The sequence below is a fragment of the Pseudomonas sp. McL0111 genome (assembly GCF_052567255.1).
The window spans coordinates 5,663,703-5,681,224 of record NZ_CP199585.1; the positions used below are offsets into that span (position 1 = coordinate 5,663,703).

Here is a 17,522-nt window from a genome sequence, read left to right on the forward strand (position 1 = left end):
GGGAGCTGGCTTGCCAGCGATGCGATCTGCACAGTCAAAATCAATGCTGACTGAACCACCGCTATCGCTGGCAAGCCAGCTCCCACAGGGTTTCACGGTGTTGCTTAGATCCCGGCCAGAGCCAGATCCATCGCAAAGTAGGTGAAGATCAGATCCGCACCCGCGCGCTTGATCGCGCCGAGGCTTTCACGCACCACGCGATCTTCATCAATCGCCCCGGCCTGTGCGCCGAACTTGATCATCGCGTACTCGCCACTGACCTGATACGCCGACAGCGGCAGGTTCGAGGCCTGACGAATATCGCGGATGATGTCCAGATACGCGCCGGCCGGTTTGACCATCAGCGCATCGGCACCTTCCTGCTCATCCAGCAACGATTCGCGCAGCGCTTCGCGGCGGTTCATCGGGTTCATCTGATAGCTTTTGCGATCGCCCTTGAGCGCGCTGCCACCGGCCTCGCGGAACGGACCGTAGAGCGCCGAAGCGAACTTGGTCGAGTAGGCCATGATCGGCGTCTGGGTGAATCCGGCCGCGTCCAGTGCCTTGCGAATCGCCTGCACCTGCCCGTCCATCGCCGCCGATGGCGCAATCACGTCGGCACCGGCATGCGCCGCTGCCACGGCTTGTTTGCCGAGGTTGATCAGGGTCTGATCGTTATCGACTTCATGGTTGTGCATCACGCCGCAATGGCCGTGGTCGGTGTACTCGCAGAAGCAGGTGTCGGACATCACGATCATCTCCGGCACGGCGTCCTTGGCGATCCGCGACATGCGCGAGACCAGACCGTCTTCACGCCAGGTATCGCTGCCGTTGCCATCCAGATGATGCGACACGCCAAAGGTCATCACCGACTTGATCCCGGCACGGGCATAACGCTCGATCTCGCTGGCCAGTTTGCGCTCGGGAATACGCATCACACCGGGCATGCTTTTGATCGGCACGAAGTCGTCGATTTCTTCTTCGACGAAAATCGGCAGCACCAGATCATTGAGGGTGAATTCGGTTTCCTGGAACAGACTGCGCAGGCTCGCATTGCGGCGCAGACGGCGGGGACGTGCTTCGGGGAACTGACTGGACATGGGGTCTTTCCTGAAAAACGGCAGATGAGACGAAAGTCGTAGGGGGCGAAGCTTATGCCTTGCGGGGGATGGGGTACAAACCTGGATCAATCAAGAGTGCATTACCGGGGGTGCAATAATCTGTGAGTTTCACTCCGATCTACCGTGGGAGCGAGCCTGCTCGCGAAAGCGTCGTGTCATTCAACCAGTCTGGTTTCTGATACACCGCATTCGCGAGCAGGCTCGCTCCCACATGAGAATATGTGGTGTCAGGAAGGAATAGTCAGCCCACGAACCACGGCTGGACGGGCGAGGAATCGCTCCAGTACCCGGGTGACGTTCGGGAAGTTGCTGATGCCGACCAGATCACCGGCCTCGTAGAAGCCGATCAGGTTACGCACCCATGGAAAGGTTGCGATGTCGGCGATGGTGTAGCGCTCGCCCATGATCCAGTCGCGTCCTTCGAGGCGAGTTTCGAGCACGTTGAGCAGGCGTTTGCTTTCGTCGACGTAGCGGTCACGCGGACGCTTGTCTTCGTAATCCTTGCCGGCAAATTTGTTGAAGAAGCCGAGCTGGCCGAACATCGGACCGATACCGCCCATCTGAAACATCAACCACTGGATGGTCTCGTAACGCAGCGCGCCTTCCTGTGCCAGCAACTGGCCGCTCTTGTCGGCGAGGTAGATCAGGATCGCGCCGGACTCGAACAGAGGCAGCGGCTGATCTTGCGGGCCATGGGGATCGAGAATCGCCGGGATCTTGTTGTTCGGGTTCAGCGACAGGAACTCCGGCGACAACTGATCGTTGGTGTCGAAGCCCACGCGGTGCGGCTCGTAAGGCAGGCCGACCTCTTCAAGCATGATCGACACTTTGACGCCGTTGGGCGTCGGCAAGGAGTAGAGCTGAATCCAGTCTGGGTACTGCGCCGGCCATTTCTGGGTAATCGGGAACGCGGACAGATCGGTCATGGGAAGCATCCAGTCACAAATTGAGGGTTGATCATAATGTAGCGCTGCTGCGACTCCTACACGAACCGTAACATCCTGTGGTTAACCTGGGCTTCAGCCAGACAGCGTTGCCGTTAGGATCGAACCAAACGGGTCTGATGGCCTCAAAGGACCGTAACAACGACATGGACAACACTCGGCGCTGGGAGCCCGCGGTGTAAGGGTTTGTCAGCCTTAACCGAAATTGCTGAAGAACCCCCTATTTCATGACGAACCTGATGAGTTTCGCCAAACGTTTCAAACATCGCGCCTACGTGGCCCTGCCCTCGCTGCTGGCGGTCAGTGCGTTGCTGCTGTCGCTGGAATCCAGCGAGAGCCGCGCACAACCGGTGGACGGCACCCAGACGCTGGTGTTTCTGCGCCATGCGGAAAAACCAGAAGGCGGCCTCGGCCAGCTCAATTGCCAGGGCTTGAACCGCGCCATCGAACTGTCGACGCTGTTGCCGGAGAAGTTCGGCAAGGCTGATTACGTGTTTGCCGCCAACCCGACCCGCAATGTTGAAGAAGGCGAACTGGATAACTCGTACAGCTACATTCGACCGCTGATGACCATCAGTCCTGCGGCAATCAAGCTCGGTTTGCCGGTGAACATCGAGTTCTCGGCGAATGACACCAGTGATCTGGCGCATGAGCTGCTTGAAGACAAGTATCACAACTCGACCATCTACACCGCGTGGTCACATGGCTACCTGCCGGAGCTGATCAACACGGTTGCCGGCAACGCCGTCGGCAAAAAACAGCACATCACGGATGACTGGGCAGGCAACGACTTTGATTCGCTGTATGTGCTGACGCTGACCTGGCACAACGGCAAGGCCAGTTTGCAGAGTCACAGCTATAAGCAGGGGCTGGATAACGGCAAGGTGACTTGCCCGACTTGAATCATGTAAAGGCTGTTTGGGCCTCATCGCTGGCAAGCCAGCTCCCACAGGGTTTTGTGGTTGCCACAGTTTTGTGGCACTACACGGAACCTGTGGACTTGCCCGACTTGAGTTATGTAGCGGCTGGTGGGGCCTCATCGCTGGCAAGCCAGCTCCCACAGGGTTTTGTGGTTGCCACCGTTTTGGGCACTACACGGAACCTGTGGACTTGCCCGACTTGAGTTATGTAGCGGCTGGTTGGACCTCATCGCTGGCAAGCCAGCTCCCACAGGGTTTTGTGGTTGCCACCGTTTTGTGGCACTACACGGAACCTGTGGGAGCTGGCTTGCCAGCGATGGGGCCATAAAAAACACTATCAGACCCGCTGACTCACCCGCTCCCGCAGATACTCCAACACCGCTTCCCGCTCCCCGGCGAACTCGATCCGCCCGCCCTTTTTCTCGCGCTGAAACACGTACATCGGATCGTAATATTCGCGCAGCAACCCTTCGATCCAGCCGCGATGCAACTCCACCGCCCCGCTACGCCCCTGCTCGTTCAGCGCATCTTCCATCAACACCATCAACCGCGCATGCCGCTCGCCGCCGAGGCGTTTGCGCACGTTGTTCAAACTCGCCAGCAGACGCTCGGAAAACAGCGCAAAGCCCTCGCCACCATGCACGGTCGAAAACTCCGCCGACAGATCCACCACGTAGTCGCGCAGAATCCGCGCCACCCGATCTTCAAAACTGTCTTCCAGCCAGACCATCGGGTACTGCTGCATGCCTTGATACAACGACAGCGGCAAGGCGCAACTGCCCACAACGCGGCTCTCGTCTTCCAGCACGAATTGCTCTATGCCCGTGTCACGTTTTTTGAGGATGTCGATGGCCAGGCGGTTTTCAAAATCAATGTTCGACGGCTGCCCGGTGGCACGTTTACCGAAGCTTGAACCCCGGTGATTGGCGTGCCCTTCCAGATCGAGGCCGTTACGCAGTTGCACCAGCACTTCGGTCTTGCCGGTGCCGGTCATGCCGCCGAGCAACACGAAGTCGCACTCGGTCACCGCGTGTTCAAGGGTATTGATCAGGAAGTTGCGCATCGCCTTGTAGCCACCGCCGACACGCGGATAGTCGATCCCCGCTTCGCTTTTCAGCCACTGCTGAGTGATCTGCGAACGCAGGCCACCGCGAAAGCAATACAAGTAACCGTCGGGATGTTCCCGGGCGAAATCGGCCCAGGCCTGGATACGTTCAGCCTTGACCTCGCCGGACACCAGTTGATGGCCAAGTTCGATGGCCGCTCGCTGCCCGTGCTGCTTGTAGCAAGTGCCGATTTTCTGCCGCTCGATATCGTTCATCAGCGGCAGGTTGACCACCCCTGGAAACGCCCCATGCGCAAACTCAATCGGCGCACGGGCATCCATCATCGGCCGGTCGTTGAGGAAAATGTCGCGGTAATCAGTGCAGTCGCGGGGCATCAAATCACCTCGACTGCGTGTGTCTGTCGCTCAACCAGTTCACCGATTGGCTCAAGGTTGAGACCCAGTTCCGTGGCCATGGCGAGGAATTCGGCGTTGCCCTCAGGGGTAACGGCAATCAGCAGACCACCGCTGGTTTGCGGATCGCAGAGCACGCGTTTGTGCAGCTCTTGCAGGCGTCCGAGCTTGCTCGAATAGCTGTCGAAGTTGCGCAAGGTGCCGCCGGGCAAGCAGCCTTGTTCAAGGTAATACTCGATGCTGTCCAGACGCGGCACGCGGTCGTAGGCGATGCGTGCGGTCAGTTGGCTGCCATCGGCCATTTCCACCAGATGGCCGAGCAGGCCGAAACCGGTGACGTCGGTCATCGCGGTGACCCCGGACAATTTGCCGAAGCGGCTGCCGGGTTTGTTCAGCGTACACATCCAGTCGCGGGCCACACCGACGTCGTCGGGGCGCAACTTGCCCTTCTTCTCGGCGGTAGTGAGGATGCCGATGCCCAACGGTTTGGTCAGGTACAGCAGGCAACCTGCGGTGGCGGTGTCGTTGCGCTTCATGTGGCGTTTTTCCACCAGACCGGTGACCGCCAGACCGAAAATCGGCTCCGGCGCATCGATGGAGTGGCCGCCCGCCAGAGGAATCCCAGCCTCGTCGCACACCGCCCGACCGCCGCGAATCACTTCCCGCGCCACTTCCGGCGCCAGAACATTCACCGGCCAGCCGAGGATCGCAATCGCCATCAGCGGATCGCCGCCCATGGCGTAGATGTCGCTGATCGCATTGGTCGCGGCGATGCGCCCGAAATCGTACGGGTCATCGACAATCGGCATGAAAAAGTCAGTGGTCGAAACCACGCCACGCTCGGCGTCGATTTCATACACTGCCGCGTCATCACGCGAGGCGTTGCCGACCCACAGTTTCGGGTCGAGGTTCTGCGCACCGCTGCCGGCGAGAATCACTTCCAGCACTTGCGGGGAAATCTTGCAGCCGCAACCGGCGCCATGGCTGTATTGGGTCAGACGAATCGGTTCGCTCATGGGGAAGTCTCTGGCAGGGAATGGGCGGATTCTAGCAGAGGGGGTTTGGGGGTGGATGCTTTGGGATGACTGGTTCGGGATTGATGATGCCTGTGCTGGCGCTTTCGCGAGCAAGCTCACTCCTTGTATGTTGCTCCCACACCAGTCGAGTGAGTCTAAGCTCGCTGGTGCGGACATACGAAGATGTGTTTCTGGGGGAGACCGATCGCTCCTGAAGGCAGGACTTGCTCCTGACCTTGTCTGTAGAGAGGTCCCCCCGCCTCATTGCCCACCACGAAGAGTATCGAGAAGCCGACAAGTCGGACTTCGCATTACAAGGTTGCAGTGGCATGAAGTTCGAGGTCAGGGGAACCAGGAAGCATTTTTAACCCAGTTCACTCGGAGTTGAAAGCATGAGCATGCATGTCGGTTTGGATGTGGGATCTCGCACAACGGCCATGGGCTGGCGCAACGACGGTCGTTTTGCAGGTGCATGCAACATCGACCAAACGCCCGCCGGGCGCAAGGCAGCGGTCAACAAGTTGCTCCAGCTCAAGCCTTTATCCGTGGTGATGGAAGCCACCGGCATCTATTACCTGGATTTGGCCATGGAGCTCGCTGCTGCGGGTTTGCCCGTTTCGGTGATCAACCCCAAGAGCTTTCATAACTTTGCCAAACTGATGCTTAAAAACAGTAAAACCGATGCAATCGATGCCCAGTTACTGGCCGAATACGGCGAACGCATGAGCCCAAGATTGTGGACGCCACCCACTGCCATACAGTTGGAGTTGCGGGCTATCGGAAGGCATATCAATCGTTTGACGTGTCACCGCACCCGCGCCAAGAACGAGTTGCATGCGCTGAAGGCTACTCAAACAACGCTCACAATGTTGATTGAAGACGAAGAAGAAGCGATCGCCGCGTTTGACAAACGAATTGAGCGTTTCAGGCTCGCAGGTCGGGCGCTGATCGACAACTGCCCGACACTAAGCGCTCAGTTCGGACACATGATCGCCGCGCCGGGCATGGGCGAAATTTCAGTATTTTCGGCACTGGCGGAATTGACGACCTTGCCTGTGACGCTTAAGTCCGCACAAGTCAGCCGACATGCGGGACTCGATGTTCGACTGACGCAATCAGGTACCAGCATCGATAAACCTGGACGGATAAGTAAGGGAGGAAACGCCTACCTACGCTCGGCGATGTACATGCCTGCACTGAGCGCCATACGTTGCGACAGTAACGTGAAGGCGTTTTACGAGGCGCTGATCGGGCGAGGAAAAAGAAAGATGCAGGCCATCGTCGCGGTCATGCGCAAGTACCTGACCGGACTGTGGGCCTGCATGCAAGCGGGTGAAGATTTTGATACGGCCAAGCTTTTTAGCGACAAACACCTCGCAAAAGCTTGACCGTGAACAGAGTATCTACAGGGAGTCGTGGGTGAACACATCCCTCATCACGAAACACCCTGCCTTCAGCGCAAAAAAAACCGCCCTTTCGGGCGGTCAAGGTGCTTCGACCATGATCAGAAGCTTTGGCTGAAGCTGATGGTCATGGCGCTGTCGTTGTTGTCGCTCGACACTTGTCCCGAGTAACCGATGCCCAGTTTGCCGGTCGGGGTGACCTGGAAGTCCACGCCTGCCTCAACCAACGCACTGTCCTTGGCAATCGGCACGCCTTGGGTGCTGAACGAGGCGCCGCCGTCGATGAAGGTCAGGTCGGCATTCGGTTTGGTATCGCCGTAAGCATGGCGCCAGCCGAGGGCGGCACGTGGGGTGAGCTGGCTGCCGTTGGCCAGGGTAATCAACTTGCCGATGCGGACACCGAGGGTCGAGTAAGTGATGTCCTGATCGGCGTCAGCCTTCAGGCGCCCCACTCCACCTTTTTCCTTGGCGGTGTCACTGTCGTAGTTGACGTAAGCCAGACCGGCGAACGGCTCGATGGCGATGCCCGCAGCGTTGATCGCGTAACCCACTTCACCGAATACCTGAGCGCTGCGCGCATCGTAGTCAGCCTTCAGACGGTCGTTGTAAGTGCCGACGCTGACGTCGCGTTTGGTTTCGATGCTGTGCCAGCTATAAGCCGCGCCGAGGCGCACTGCCAGTGCATCGAACTGCGAATTGAGGTAGCCAGCCAAGTGGTAGCTGTCGACCTTGGCGTCAGAGTTGCGGTCATGCTCGTTGAGGTTGCTGCGGGTGTAGCCAGCGGCCATCCCGGCACGCCAGTTGTCATCGAGCGCCTTGTCGGTGCCGAGCATGAAGCCGCCGAGGCTGCGATCGACTTTCGCCGTGTTGCTGTCGCCGCCCATATCACCCCAGGCGCCGAGCGCACGAACCCAGCCGACCATTTCGCCGTGGCAGCCATTGCTGCTCAGTTGCGTGTCACTTGGCGCCAGCGCTTTGCGTGGATCATCCGCAGCGCTGCACGAAGGCTGGCGCATGCGGTCGTTGACCGCCTCGCGGATGAAGCGCGAATCCTCAAGCATGGCGCTCGCGGTGCTGGCGTGGATTTCCCCGGAGAGGCTATCGAAGGCGTTGCGCGCCCCGGCCACGCTGAGGTTGACGATCTGGTTCTGCAACGCCGCACCCGCCGCACCGTTGTTCGACAATGCCGTCGCAGTGCCGCGCTGGTTGCCGGTGGCAGCGACATCGGCAAACGAATTGCCGTTGCGGCTGACTGCCAGGGTGACTGCGTCAGGACCGTAGCTCAGCGCGGTGTTGAGGAACGCATACTGCGGCAGATCGGTGCTGCTGAAGGTGCCGGTCACGCCACCGCCCGCCGTGATCAGCGAGTACGTGGTGTCAGTGGTGAACGGCGCCAGGCTGTTGACTTGCAAGCCACCGCCGAGCGTCGCGGTGCCACCGACTGCCAACGGTGTGGCGGTCGGCGAACTGACGGTCAAAGCCAGTACACCGGTCGCTGCGTTGGTCAGGTTGCCGGCCACACTCAGCGTGCCGTCGGCCCCGCCGGAGGCAACCACACCATTGTTGACGATAGAGCCGACGCTGCCATTACCGCTCAGACCGGCGCCATTGGCGACAGTCACCTGTCCGCCCAACGATGCACGAGCGGCGCGGCTGCCGACTTGCAGTACGCCTTGATCCACCGAAACAGTGCCGCTGAAGGGTTGATTGCCGGTGACGAACAAGCGCGCGAGACCACGTTTGGCCAGCGCACCGGTGCCGCTCAGCACACCATTGAACTGACCATCGGTGTTCTGCTGGAGCACCAGTGTCGCGTTGTCAGTGATATTGCCTTGCAGGCTGGTGGTGTTACCGATCAGCGTACCGCCGCTGACCGTGGTGCCACCGCTGTAAGTGTTGGCGCCGCTCAGGATCAAGGTGCCGGAGTCGAGTTTTTCGATACCGCCAGTGCCCACCAGTGGCGCGGAAATCTCCGCGCTGCCACCGGCATTGACCCGTACCGGCGCCAGGCTGCCATCAGGACCGTTGACCGGCGTCAGGCTGCCGCCCGCGCCCGGCACCACGCTGTAGCCGCCGACGAGAAATTGCAGACCGGTGAAGTTCTGATTGCCCTGCACGGTTACGGTGCCGCTCTGTCCGCCGAATACTGCGAACTGACCGTTCGAAGCCAAGGCCTGAGTACCGGTCGGATCAGTCCAGTTAGTGCTCGGCCCCCACACACCGCTGCCGCCGCCGATGCTGCCGTCCGGATTGACGGTGCCGCCATTCCAGAACTGCACCTCACCCGGCGTGCCTTGCACCAGCAGGTTGACCTGATTGGCGATAGCGGTTTGAAGAGTCAGATTGGCCGCCGAAACCGGCAGGCTACCGTAGACCAGACCATTGTCGGTCAGGCTGCCGCCGTAGCGGAACAGTTGATAGACGCCAGTGCCAAAACCGCCGGCATTGGCGATGTTCAGCGTACCGTCGAGGGTCAGGTTGCCAGCCACGTTGACCACCGTGGTAGAGCTGGCAGCCGAGCCGAGGCTGAAGTCCAGATTGGTCCCCGACGACAACGCCAACGAACCAACCGACAACGGTGTCGCCGTGCCGCCACCGACCAGCGTTGCACCGCTGGCCAGTTGCACTGCGCCACCGAGCTGACCGCTGCCACCGATTGTCGCGCCGCTGGCGACGTTGACGTTGGCGCTATTGAGCACACCGTTGACGGTCAAGCCGCCGGCCTGCACCGAAGTGTTGCCGGTGAAGGTGTTGTTGCCAGTCAGCAACAGTTGACCAGTGCCGGTTTTATCCAGCGTCCCGGCACCGGTGAGGTTGCCGGTGTAAGTGCCGTCAGCGTTCTGCGCGAAGGTCAGCGCCGCGTTGTTGACGATGGCGCCTTGCAGGCTGCTGGTGTCGCCGCTGGTGCTGCCGCCGTTCAGTGTGGTGCCGCCGCTGTAAGTGTTGGCACCGCTGAGGACCAGACTGCCTCCGCCGTTTTTCACCAGACTGCCGCTGCCGGTGACCGCACCGATCAGCGTGGTGTTCTGGTTGCCGGCGAGGGTCAGTTGCGAACCCAGGTTGATCGCGTTGGCCAGTTGCAGTGTAGAGGTGCTGTCGAGTGTCGAGTTTCCGGTCACACTCAGCGCACCGCTACTGATCGCGCTGTTGTTACCGAGGATCAGCGAACCACCGTTGAGCTGAGTGCCGCCGCTGTAGGTGTTGCTGCCATTGAGGGTCAGGCTTGATGCGCCAGTCTTGATCAGACTGCCTGCGCCGCTGACGACGCCACCAAGGGTCAAGGCATTGGAACCGGCAACGGTCAGCCCACCGTTGACCACCACGGCGTTGCCGAGGGTGATGGCGGCGTTGCTGTCGAGCGCGGTGCCGTCGGCGGCCGTCAGCACTCCCGTGCCGAGTGCGGCGTTGTTGCCAACCACGATCTTGCCGCCGTTAAGCGCTGTGCCGCCGGTGTAACCGTTGGCCGCGTTGAGCACCAGTGTGCCGGTGTCATATTTACCGAGAGTGCCGGCGCCGTTGAGCGCTACGCCGAGTGTTGCGGTGACGTTCGGATCGACCCGAATCGTCGCGTTACCCATCGAACCGTTGACCAGATTCAGCGAGCCAGCAGTGCCGTTTTGCAGGCTGTAGCCATCGGTGACGAACTGCAAACCGGTGACGGTTTGCGCGCCATTGACGGTGACGGTGCCCGCCGCGCCCTGGAACACCGCAAAGTTGTTGGTCCACGCCTGATTGGTGGTGCCGTTGACGTCGGTCCAGTTAGTGGTACCGGTTCCCCAGGTGCCGTTGCCGCCATCCACCGAACCGTTGGCGATAAGTTGGTTACCGTCCCAGAACTGCACGGTAACGCCCGGTGCGGTCACCAACAGGTTGAGCTGATTGGCGACCGCCGTTTGCAGTTGCAGATCGCCCGGGGTCACGCTGCCCGGTACGTTGCCGATCAGCATGCCGTTATCGGTGAGGCCGCCGGTGTAGTTGATCAGACGATAGACACCGCTGCCGAAGCCGCCGATGTCACTGACGTTGAGGGTGCCGTCGAGGGTCAGGTTGCCGCCGACATTCACCAGTGCATTGCCGCCACCGGAGACTGGCGTGCCCAGGCCCACATCGAAGTTGGAGTTGGTATTGAACACCAGCGAACTCACCGACAAGGTGCTGCCGGTGGTGCCGGCCAGATGACCGCCATCCGCCACGGTCACCGCACCGGTCAAGGTGCCGCTGCCACCGAGGGTGCCGCCATTGTTGACCTGCACATTGCCGCTGGCCAACGAGCCGTTGACCTGCAAGGTGCCGGCATTGACGTTGGTGTCACCGGTCAGATTGCTGATCCCGGTCAAGGTCAAGGCGCCGGTGCCGAGTTTGGTCAGCCCGCCGTCGCCGCTGAGAATGCCGTCAAAGGTGCTGTTCAGGTTGTTGCCGCCGATGCTCAGCGTGGTGCCGCTGCCAAGGTTCGCAGTACCGGAGCCGGTGAGGCTGCCAACGCTGCCGGTAGCACCGAGGTTAAGCGCCGCGCCACCACCGAGGTTGACCGTGGCGTTGTTGCCCAGCGCCGCATTGCTCAGGGTAGTCAGGCTGCCGGCCAGTACATCAAAGGTACCGCTGAAGGTATTGCTGCCGCTCAGCGTCAGGTCGGCCAGGCCGTTTTTGCTCAGTGTGCCAGTGCCGGCGATGATCCCGCCAAGGGTCATATTGTTGTTGCCCAGCAGATTGAGGTTGGCATTGACGTTGACGTTGTTGGCCAGCACCAGAGGCGCAGTGCTGTCGAGGCTCGATGCGCCAGCCACGGTCAGCGCGCCAATTCCGAGCGATCCGCCAGTGCCAAGGGTCAGGGTGCCTGCGTTGAGCGTGGTGCCACCGCTGTAGGTATTGATGCCGCCGAGCGTCAGATTCGACGCGCCATTCTTGATCAGCCCGCCAGCACCGCTGACGACGCCAGCGAGGGTCAGATCGTTGCTGCCGGTGTTGCTCAGATTGGCATTGAGTACCACGTTGTTGCTCAGACTTACCGCACTGTTGCTGTCCAGCGCCGAGGTGCCGCCCACGGTCAGATTGCCCAGACCGAGTGCCGAGTTGCTGCCCGCGGTCAGCGTACCGGCGGTCAACGTGGTACCACCAAGGAAACCGTTGGTGCCGCTCAACGTCAGGTTGGACGCGCCGTTTTTGGTCAGGCTGCCTGCGCCGTTAACGGTCCCGGCAAGGGTCAGATCGGCGTTGCCGCCAATCGCGAGGTTGCCGGCCAGATTCACCGCATTGTTCACCGAGACTGCGCTGCTGGCATCCAGCGTAGTGCCGCCGGCCGCGTTCAAGATGCCGGAGCCCAGCGCCGAGTTCGACGCCAGAATCAGTGCGCCAGCATTCAGCGCTACCGGGCCGAGGAAGGCGTTATTGCCACCCAGGGTCAGGCTCGCAGCGCCGGTCTTGATCAGGCCACCCGTGCCGCCAATCACCCCGTTCAAGGTCAGCGCATTGCTGCCGACCACGGTGAGGTTGCCGTTGAGTGTTGCCGCGTTGGCCAGCGTCACCGCCGCATTGCTGTCCAGTTGCGTGCCGGCATTGGCAGTCAGTGTGCCGCTGCCCAGCGCGGTGTTGCTGCCGACAATAATTTTGCCGCCATCCAGTTGCGTGCCGCCGCTGTAGGTGTTGGCGCCGTTGAGTACCAACGTGCCGCTGTCGAGCTTGTTGAGAATGCCGCTGCCATCGATGCTCACGCCGATGGTGCCCGTCACGCCAGGATCGACCCGCACGGCGGTGGTGCCGCCCGTACCGTTGACCGCTGTCAGTTGCCCCGCCGTGCCATTCACCAGGTTGTAACCGTCGGTGATGAACTGCAGGCCAGTGAACAGTTGCGTGCCGTTAACCGAGACCGTCCCCGCCGTGCCCTGGAACACCGCGAAGTCGCTGGCCCATGGCTGATTGACCAGACCGTTGGCGTCGGTCCAGTTGGTGCCGACGGCGTTCCACGTCCCGGTACCGCCATCGACCACGCCGTTGGCAATGGTCTGACTGCCATCCCAGTAACGGATATTGGAGTTCGGCGCCGACACTTGAATGTTGATCTGATTGGCAACACCGGTTTGCACCACCAGATCACCGAGGGCATAACCCACCGGCACACTCGCAACATCCAGGCCCAGATCAGTCAGGGCCCCGGTGTAGTTGAACAGGCGATACACACCGACACCGAAACCGCCGGCATCAGTGACGTTGAGGTTGCCGTTGAGGGTCACGTTGCCGCCGATGTTCATCAGTGAACTGGTCGACGGCGTTGCAAGACTGACATCGACGTTGCTGCCGGCAGCGAGGGTCAGCGCACTCGCCGACAGGGTATTGCCCGAGGACAAGGCCAGATGCCCGCCGCTGTTGACGTTGACTGTACCGAGCGCCGAACCGGTACCCGTGAGGGTACCGCCAGTGTTGACGTTGAGCTGTGCACTGGCCAGCGAGCCGCTCAGATCCAAAGTACCGCCGTTGATCGCGGTGTTACCGGTGATGCCGCTGATCCCGGTCAGGCTCAGCGTGCCGGTGCCGACCTTGACCAGGCCGCCACTACCACTCAGATCGCCATCGAAGGTGCTGGTGGTGTTGGTGCCACCGACGGTCAGCGTATTGCTGCCGGTGAGTTGCACACTGCCGCTGCCGGTCAATGCGGCAAGGCTGGCATCACTGCCGAGATTGAGCCCGGCGCCGGCGCTGATATCGACGCCGGAAGTATTGCCCAGCGCGTTGGCGTTGAGGGTGGTGACGCTGCCGGAAACGATATTCAGCGCACCGGTAAAGGTGTTGTTGCCGGACAGGGCCAGATCCGACAAACCGTTTTTGGTCAGGCTGCCCGCGCCATCGATGATGCCGTTGAGACTCAGGTCATTGTTGCCAGCCACCGTCAGCCCGGCGTTCAGGGTGACCGCGTTGCCAATACCGAACGAGGCGCTGTTATCCAGCGTCGCCGCGCCACCGACAGTCAACGCGCCAGTGCCCAGGCCGTTGGCATTGCCGAGGGTCAGCGTACCGGCGTTCAGTGTGGTGCCGCCGCTGAAGGTGTTGTTGCCGTTGAGCGTCAGATTGGCCGCGCCATTCTTGATCAACTGGCTGGTACCGCTGATCACACCGCTGAGGCCCAGATTCTGGGTGCCGCCGACGGTGAGATCAGCGTTGAGCGCGACGTTGTTGTTCAGATTGACCAGTGGCGAGTTGCTGTCCAGGGTCGCCGCGCCGCCGACGGTCAGTGCACCGCTGCCCAGCGCCGAACTGTTACCGACAGTCAGCGTGCCTGCGTTCAGGGTTGTGCCGCCGACGAAGTTGTTGGCTGCGTTGAGAATCAGGTTGGCCGCACCATTCTTCACCAGACTGCCAGCGCCGCTGACAAGTCCGGTCAGTGTCAGGTTGGCACTGCCGCCGATATTCAATGCCCCGGCCAGTGCCACGGCATTGTTCAAACTGACCGCGGTGTTCGAGTCCAGCGTGGTGTTGGCCGCTGCGTTCAACGTACCCGCGCCCAGTGCGGTGTTGCTGCCGACTGTCAGTTTGCCGGTGTTCAGCGACGTGTTGCCCAGATAGGTGTTGGCGCCGTTGAGCGTCAGATCGGCCGCGCCGTTTTTGACCAGCCCGCCGATACCGGCAACCACACCACCCAGGGTTAGCGCATTGCTACCGCCAAGAGTCAGGGTGCCGCCGAGGTTGACGTTGTTGGTCAGGGTCGCAGCGGTGCTGGCATCCAGTGTGGTGCCGTTCGCCGCATTCAGTGAGCCAGTGCCTAGCGCGGTGTTGGAACCGACGATCAGCGATCCGGCATTCAGCGCCGTGGTGCCGGTGTAAGTGTTATTGCCGTTGAGCGTCAGGCTTGACGCGCCGGTTTTGATCAGGCCGTTGCCACCGCTGATGACTCCGCCAAGGGTCAGTGCGTTGGCGCCGCCAGCGGTCAGGTTGGCATTCAGAGTGATCGCGTTGTTCAGCGTTACCGCCGAACTGCTATTGAGAGTGCCCGCCCCGGCCACGGTCAGTGCGCCGGTACCGAGTGCTGCGCCGTTACCGACGGTCAGGCTGCCGGCGTTCAACGTCGAACCGCCGCTGAAGGTGTTGGTGCCGTTAAGGGTCAGATTGGCTACGCCATTTTTGATCAACTGACTCGCGCCGCTGATCACGCCGCCAAGCGTCAGAGCATTGCTGCCGCCAATGCTCAAGGCGTTGTTGAGAATGACGCTGTTGTTCAGCGTCACCGCCGCATTGCTGTCGAGGGTCGCCACACCGTCAACGGTGATATTGCCGCTGCCAAGCGCAGCATTGGCGCCCGCCGTAATGGTACCGGCGTTGAGCGCGACGCCACCGAGGAAGGTATTGGCGCCATTGAGAATCAGGTTGGCCGCGCCGTTTTTGGTCAGGCCGCCACTGCCGCTGACTACCCCACCGAGGGTCAGATTAGCGCTGCCGCCGATGTCCAGATTACCGCCGAGCGAGACCGCGTTGGTCAGTGCTGCAGCAGTGCTGGCGTCAAGCATGGTGCCGGCCGCCGTCGTCAATGCGCCAGTGCCCAGCGCGGTGTTGGAACCGACAATCAGCGTCCCGGCGTTGAGCGCGGTGCCGCCCGAATAGGTGTTGTTGCCGCTGAGGGTCAGGTTCGCGGTGCCATTCTTGATCAGATTGCCGGCGCCGCTGACGATGCCGCTGAGGCCCAGCGCCTGAGTGCCGCCAATGGTCAGATCCGCCGCCAGCACGACGGCGTTGGCCAAGGTCACCGCCGTGGTCGCATCCAGCGTGGTACCCGTCGCCGCGTTCAATGCGCCGGTCCCGAGTGCGGTGTTGCTGCCGACGAACAGGCTGCCGGCGTTTAGTGCGGTGTTGCCGCTGTTGGTGTTGTTGCCGGTCAGGGTCAGGCTGGCGCTACCGGTTTTGGTGATGCCGCCAGTGCCGGACAGCACGCCGCCGAGCGTCAGGGCATTGCTGCCGAGGACATTGAGGGCGCCGGTCATCGCGACGTTGTTCGCGAGCGTCACGTTGGCGGTGCTGTCGAGACTGGTGCCGGCGGCGGTAGTCAGCGCCCCGCTGCCCAGCGAGTTGTTATTGGTCACCAGCAAGCTGCCGGCGTTCAGAGTGGTGACGCCGGTATAACCGCTGTTGGCACCACTGAGGGTCAGGCTGCCGGAGCCGGTTTTGGTAATACCGCTGTTGCCGGTGATCAGGCCGCCGAGGGTCAAGGCACCGCTGCCAGTGGCGGTCAGCGAACCGCCGAGGCTGATGGCATTGTTCAGGCTGATCGTGCCCGGTGCCGACAGGCTGGTCGCGCCAATGAAGTTGATGCTACCCGTGCTGAATGCCTGATTGTTGCCCACCTGAATCGTGCCGCCATTGAGCGTGGTGTTGCCCAGATAGGTGTTGGCCGCAGTGAGGCTCAACTGGCCGGCGCCGACCTTGGTCAGGCCACCGCTGCCGGAAATAACCCCGCTCAGGGTCGTGGCATTGGTGCCCTGCACTGCCAGGCCGCCGGCACCGAGGGAGATCAGGTTAGCGATGTTCAAACCGGCATTGCTGGCCTGCAAGATCCCGCCGTTTGAGGTGATTGCACCGCTGCCGAACGTGGCGTTGTTGTTGAACTGGGCAACGCCGCCGTTGAGCGTGGTGCTGCCGCTGACCAATGGCCCCTGCAACGTCCAGGTGCCGCTGTTGAGCGTCAGATTGTTGAAGTTGACGTAGGTGGCACTCGACGCAGTGCCAACACCGGTGGTGCCGCCGCCGACACCGGCCGGGTTTTGCAGAACCAGGCTGTTGGTGCCGCCAGTACCGCCATCGACCGTCCCGGTCGGGGCAAACGTCAGGTTGATTCCGATCAATCCGCCGAGGCCGACGGTAATCTGAATACCGTCACCGACCTGCACCGAAGAACCGGTCACCGCAGTGAAGGTGTTGGTGCTTCCAGCGCCCATCGACACGCCGCCGGTAATCGCGCCGGCGTTGGTGAAGGTGTTGCCCGCCGCCGAAGTTTCAAAGGCGATCCGGCCAGTGATCGTACCGGTGCTGCTGTTGGTCATGTTGACTTGCGAGCCGCCGTAGACCCCGATTACTGGAGTATCCGCGAGCGTTATGCCACCGACCGACAACCCAGTGGAGGTAATGATGCCGTTGTTGGTGATGCTGGTGGTGCCGGCAGCAGCGTTATTCACCGCAATGCCAAAACCCTGGATGCTGGTCAGGTCCAGCCCGAGCAACATCCCCGTGCCGCGAATGATCCCGCTGGCGTTGTTGAGCACGCTGACCGTACTGGCCACGCCGGTGCCAATAAATGCACCACCGCTCAATGTCGACACCAGGCCGAGGAACGCCGGGTCAATGGTGCCGGAGTTGTTCAGGCTGATGTTGGCCCCGGTCAGGTCCAGGACATGGCCGCCGAGAGTGGCATTCATCGACGCCCCGGAGTTGACGTTGACCGTCAGATTGTTGGTGGCGCTGGAGAAGTTGTTGAGAAACAGCGGCAGCGTCGGCACGCCGGTACAGGTCACGGTGGACCCGGCCGTCGAGCAAGTAGCCAGTGCCGGAGCGCTCATGCCGCCGAACAGCAGTCCGGCGACGCTCAGGTGCACAGCAAGGGAAAGTGGGGAAAAACGCGATACGAGGGCGACACCAAACCTTGCTTCCACGGGCTACTCCTTGTAGTGGCCAGATTCATCCTTGAAGGCGTGGACAAGCAGGGCT

Annotated in this window: 7 protein-coding genes; 2 read left to right on the top strand and 5 right to left on the bottom strand. The window is 61.3% G+C overall.

What is annotated here, in order from left to right:
- Nucleotides 1-104 precede the first annotated feature (104 nt).
- Both hemB and ACTWLJ_RS25655 read right to left on the bottom strand, forming a co-directional pair.
- Nucleotides 105-1,079 carry a porphobilinogen synthase gene (gene hemB, locus ACTWLJ_RS25650; RefSeq protein WP_445178990.1) on the bottom strand — a complete coding sequence of 325 codons (975 nt, stop codon included), beginning with the start codon at nt 1,077-1,079 and terminating at the stop codon, nt 105-107.
- A 248-nt stretch (nt 1,080-1,327) separates the two neighbouring features.
- Nucleotides 1,328-2,026, bottom strand: a complete 699-nt coding sequence (locus ACTWLJ_RS25655) for a glutathione S-transferase family protein (RefSeq protein ID WP_401210657.1) — start codon at nt 2,024-2,026, stop codon at nt 1,328-1,330.
- A 245-nt stretch (nt 2,027-2,271) separates the two neighbouring features.
- On the opposite strand from ACTWLJ_RS25655, the gene ACTWLJ_RS25660 reads away from it, so the two are divergent.
- Complete coding sequence (locus ACTWLJ_RS25660) at nt 2,272-2,946, top strand: histidine phosphatase family protein (protein ID WP_445178991.1); 675 nt, start codon at nt 2,272-2,274, stop codon at nt 2,944-2,946.
- 355 nt (nt 2,947-3,301) lie between these two features.
- Here ACTWLJ_RS25660 and mnmH read toward each other — a convergent pair whose 3' ends face one another.
- Both mnmH and selD read right to left on the bottom strand, forming a co-directional pair.
- Nucleotides 3,302-4,405 carry a tRNA 2-selenouridine(34) synthase MnmH gene (gene mnmH, locus ACTWLJ_RS25665; protein WP_445178992.1) on the bottom strand — a complete coding sequence of 368 codons (1,104 nt, stop codon included), beginning with the start codon at nt 4,403-4,405 and terminating at the stop codon, nt 3,302-3,304.
- Nucleotides 4,405-5,439, bottom strand: coding sequence for a selenide, water dikinase SelD (selD, locus tag ACTWLJ_RS25670; RefSeq protein ID WP_445178993.1), 1,035 nt, complete (start codon nt 5,437-5,439; stop codon nt 4,405-4,407). The genes mnmH and selD overlap by 1 nt, the downstream gene beginning before the upstream one ends.
- A 392-nt stretch (nt 5,440-5,831) precedes the next feature.
- Here selD and ACTWLJ_RS25675 point away from each other — a divergent pair, with 392 nt between their 5' ends.
- A complete protein-coding gene (locus tag ACTWLJ_RS25675; protein ID WP_445178422.1) occupies nt 5,832-6,827 on the top strand; it encodes an IS110 family transposase in 996 nt (331 codons plus the stop codon).
- Between the two features lie 116 nt (nt 6,828-6,943).
- Here the strand turns inward: ACTWLJ_RS25675 and ACTWLJ_RS25680 are convergent, their stop codons facing one another.
- Nucleotides 6,944-17,467: an autotransporter-associated beta strand repeat-containing protein gene (locus ACTWLJ_RS25680; RefSeq protein ID WP_445178994.1), complete on the bottom strand. Its 10,524-nt coding sequence runs from the start codon at nt 17,465-17,467 to the stop codon at nt 6,944-6,946.
- Nucleotides 17,468-17,522: the final 55 nt, after the last annotated feature.

Bases quoted from the DNA above. Each gene is read 5' to 3' on its own strand.
- hemB (WP_445178990.1), bottom strand. From the start codon at position 1,079: ATGTCCAGTCAGTTCCCCGAAGCACGTCCCCGCCGTCTGCGCCGCAAT.
- ACTWLJ_RS25655 (WP_401210657.1), bottom strand. From the start codon at position 2,026: ATGACCGATCTGTCCGCGTTCCCGATTACCCAGAAATGGCCGGCGCAG.
- ACTWLJ_RS25660 (WP_445178991.1), top strand. From the start codon at position 2,272: ATGACGAACCTGATGAGTTTCGCCAAACGTTTCAAACATCGCGCCTAC.
- mnmH (WP_445178992.1), bottom strand. From the start codon at position 4,405: ATGCCCCGCGACTGCACTGATTACCGCGACATTTTCCTCAACGACCGG.
- selD (WP_445178993.1), bottom strand. From the start codon at position 5,439: ATGAGCGAACCGATTCGTCTGACCCAATACAGCCATGGCGCCGGTTGC.
- ACTWLJ_RS25675 (WP_445178422.1), top strand. From the start codon at position 5,832: ATGAGCATGCATGTCGGTTTGGATGTGGGATCTCGCACAACGGCCATG.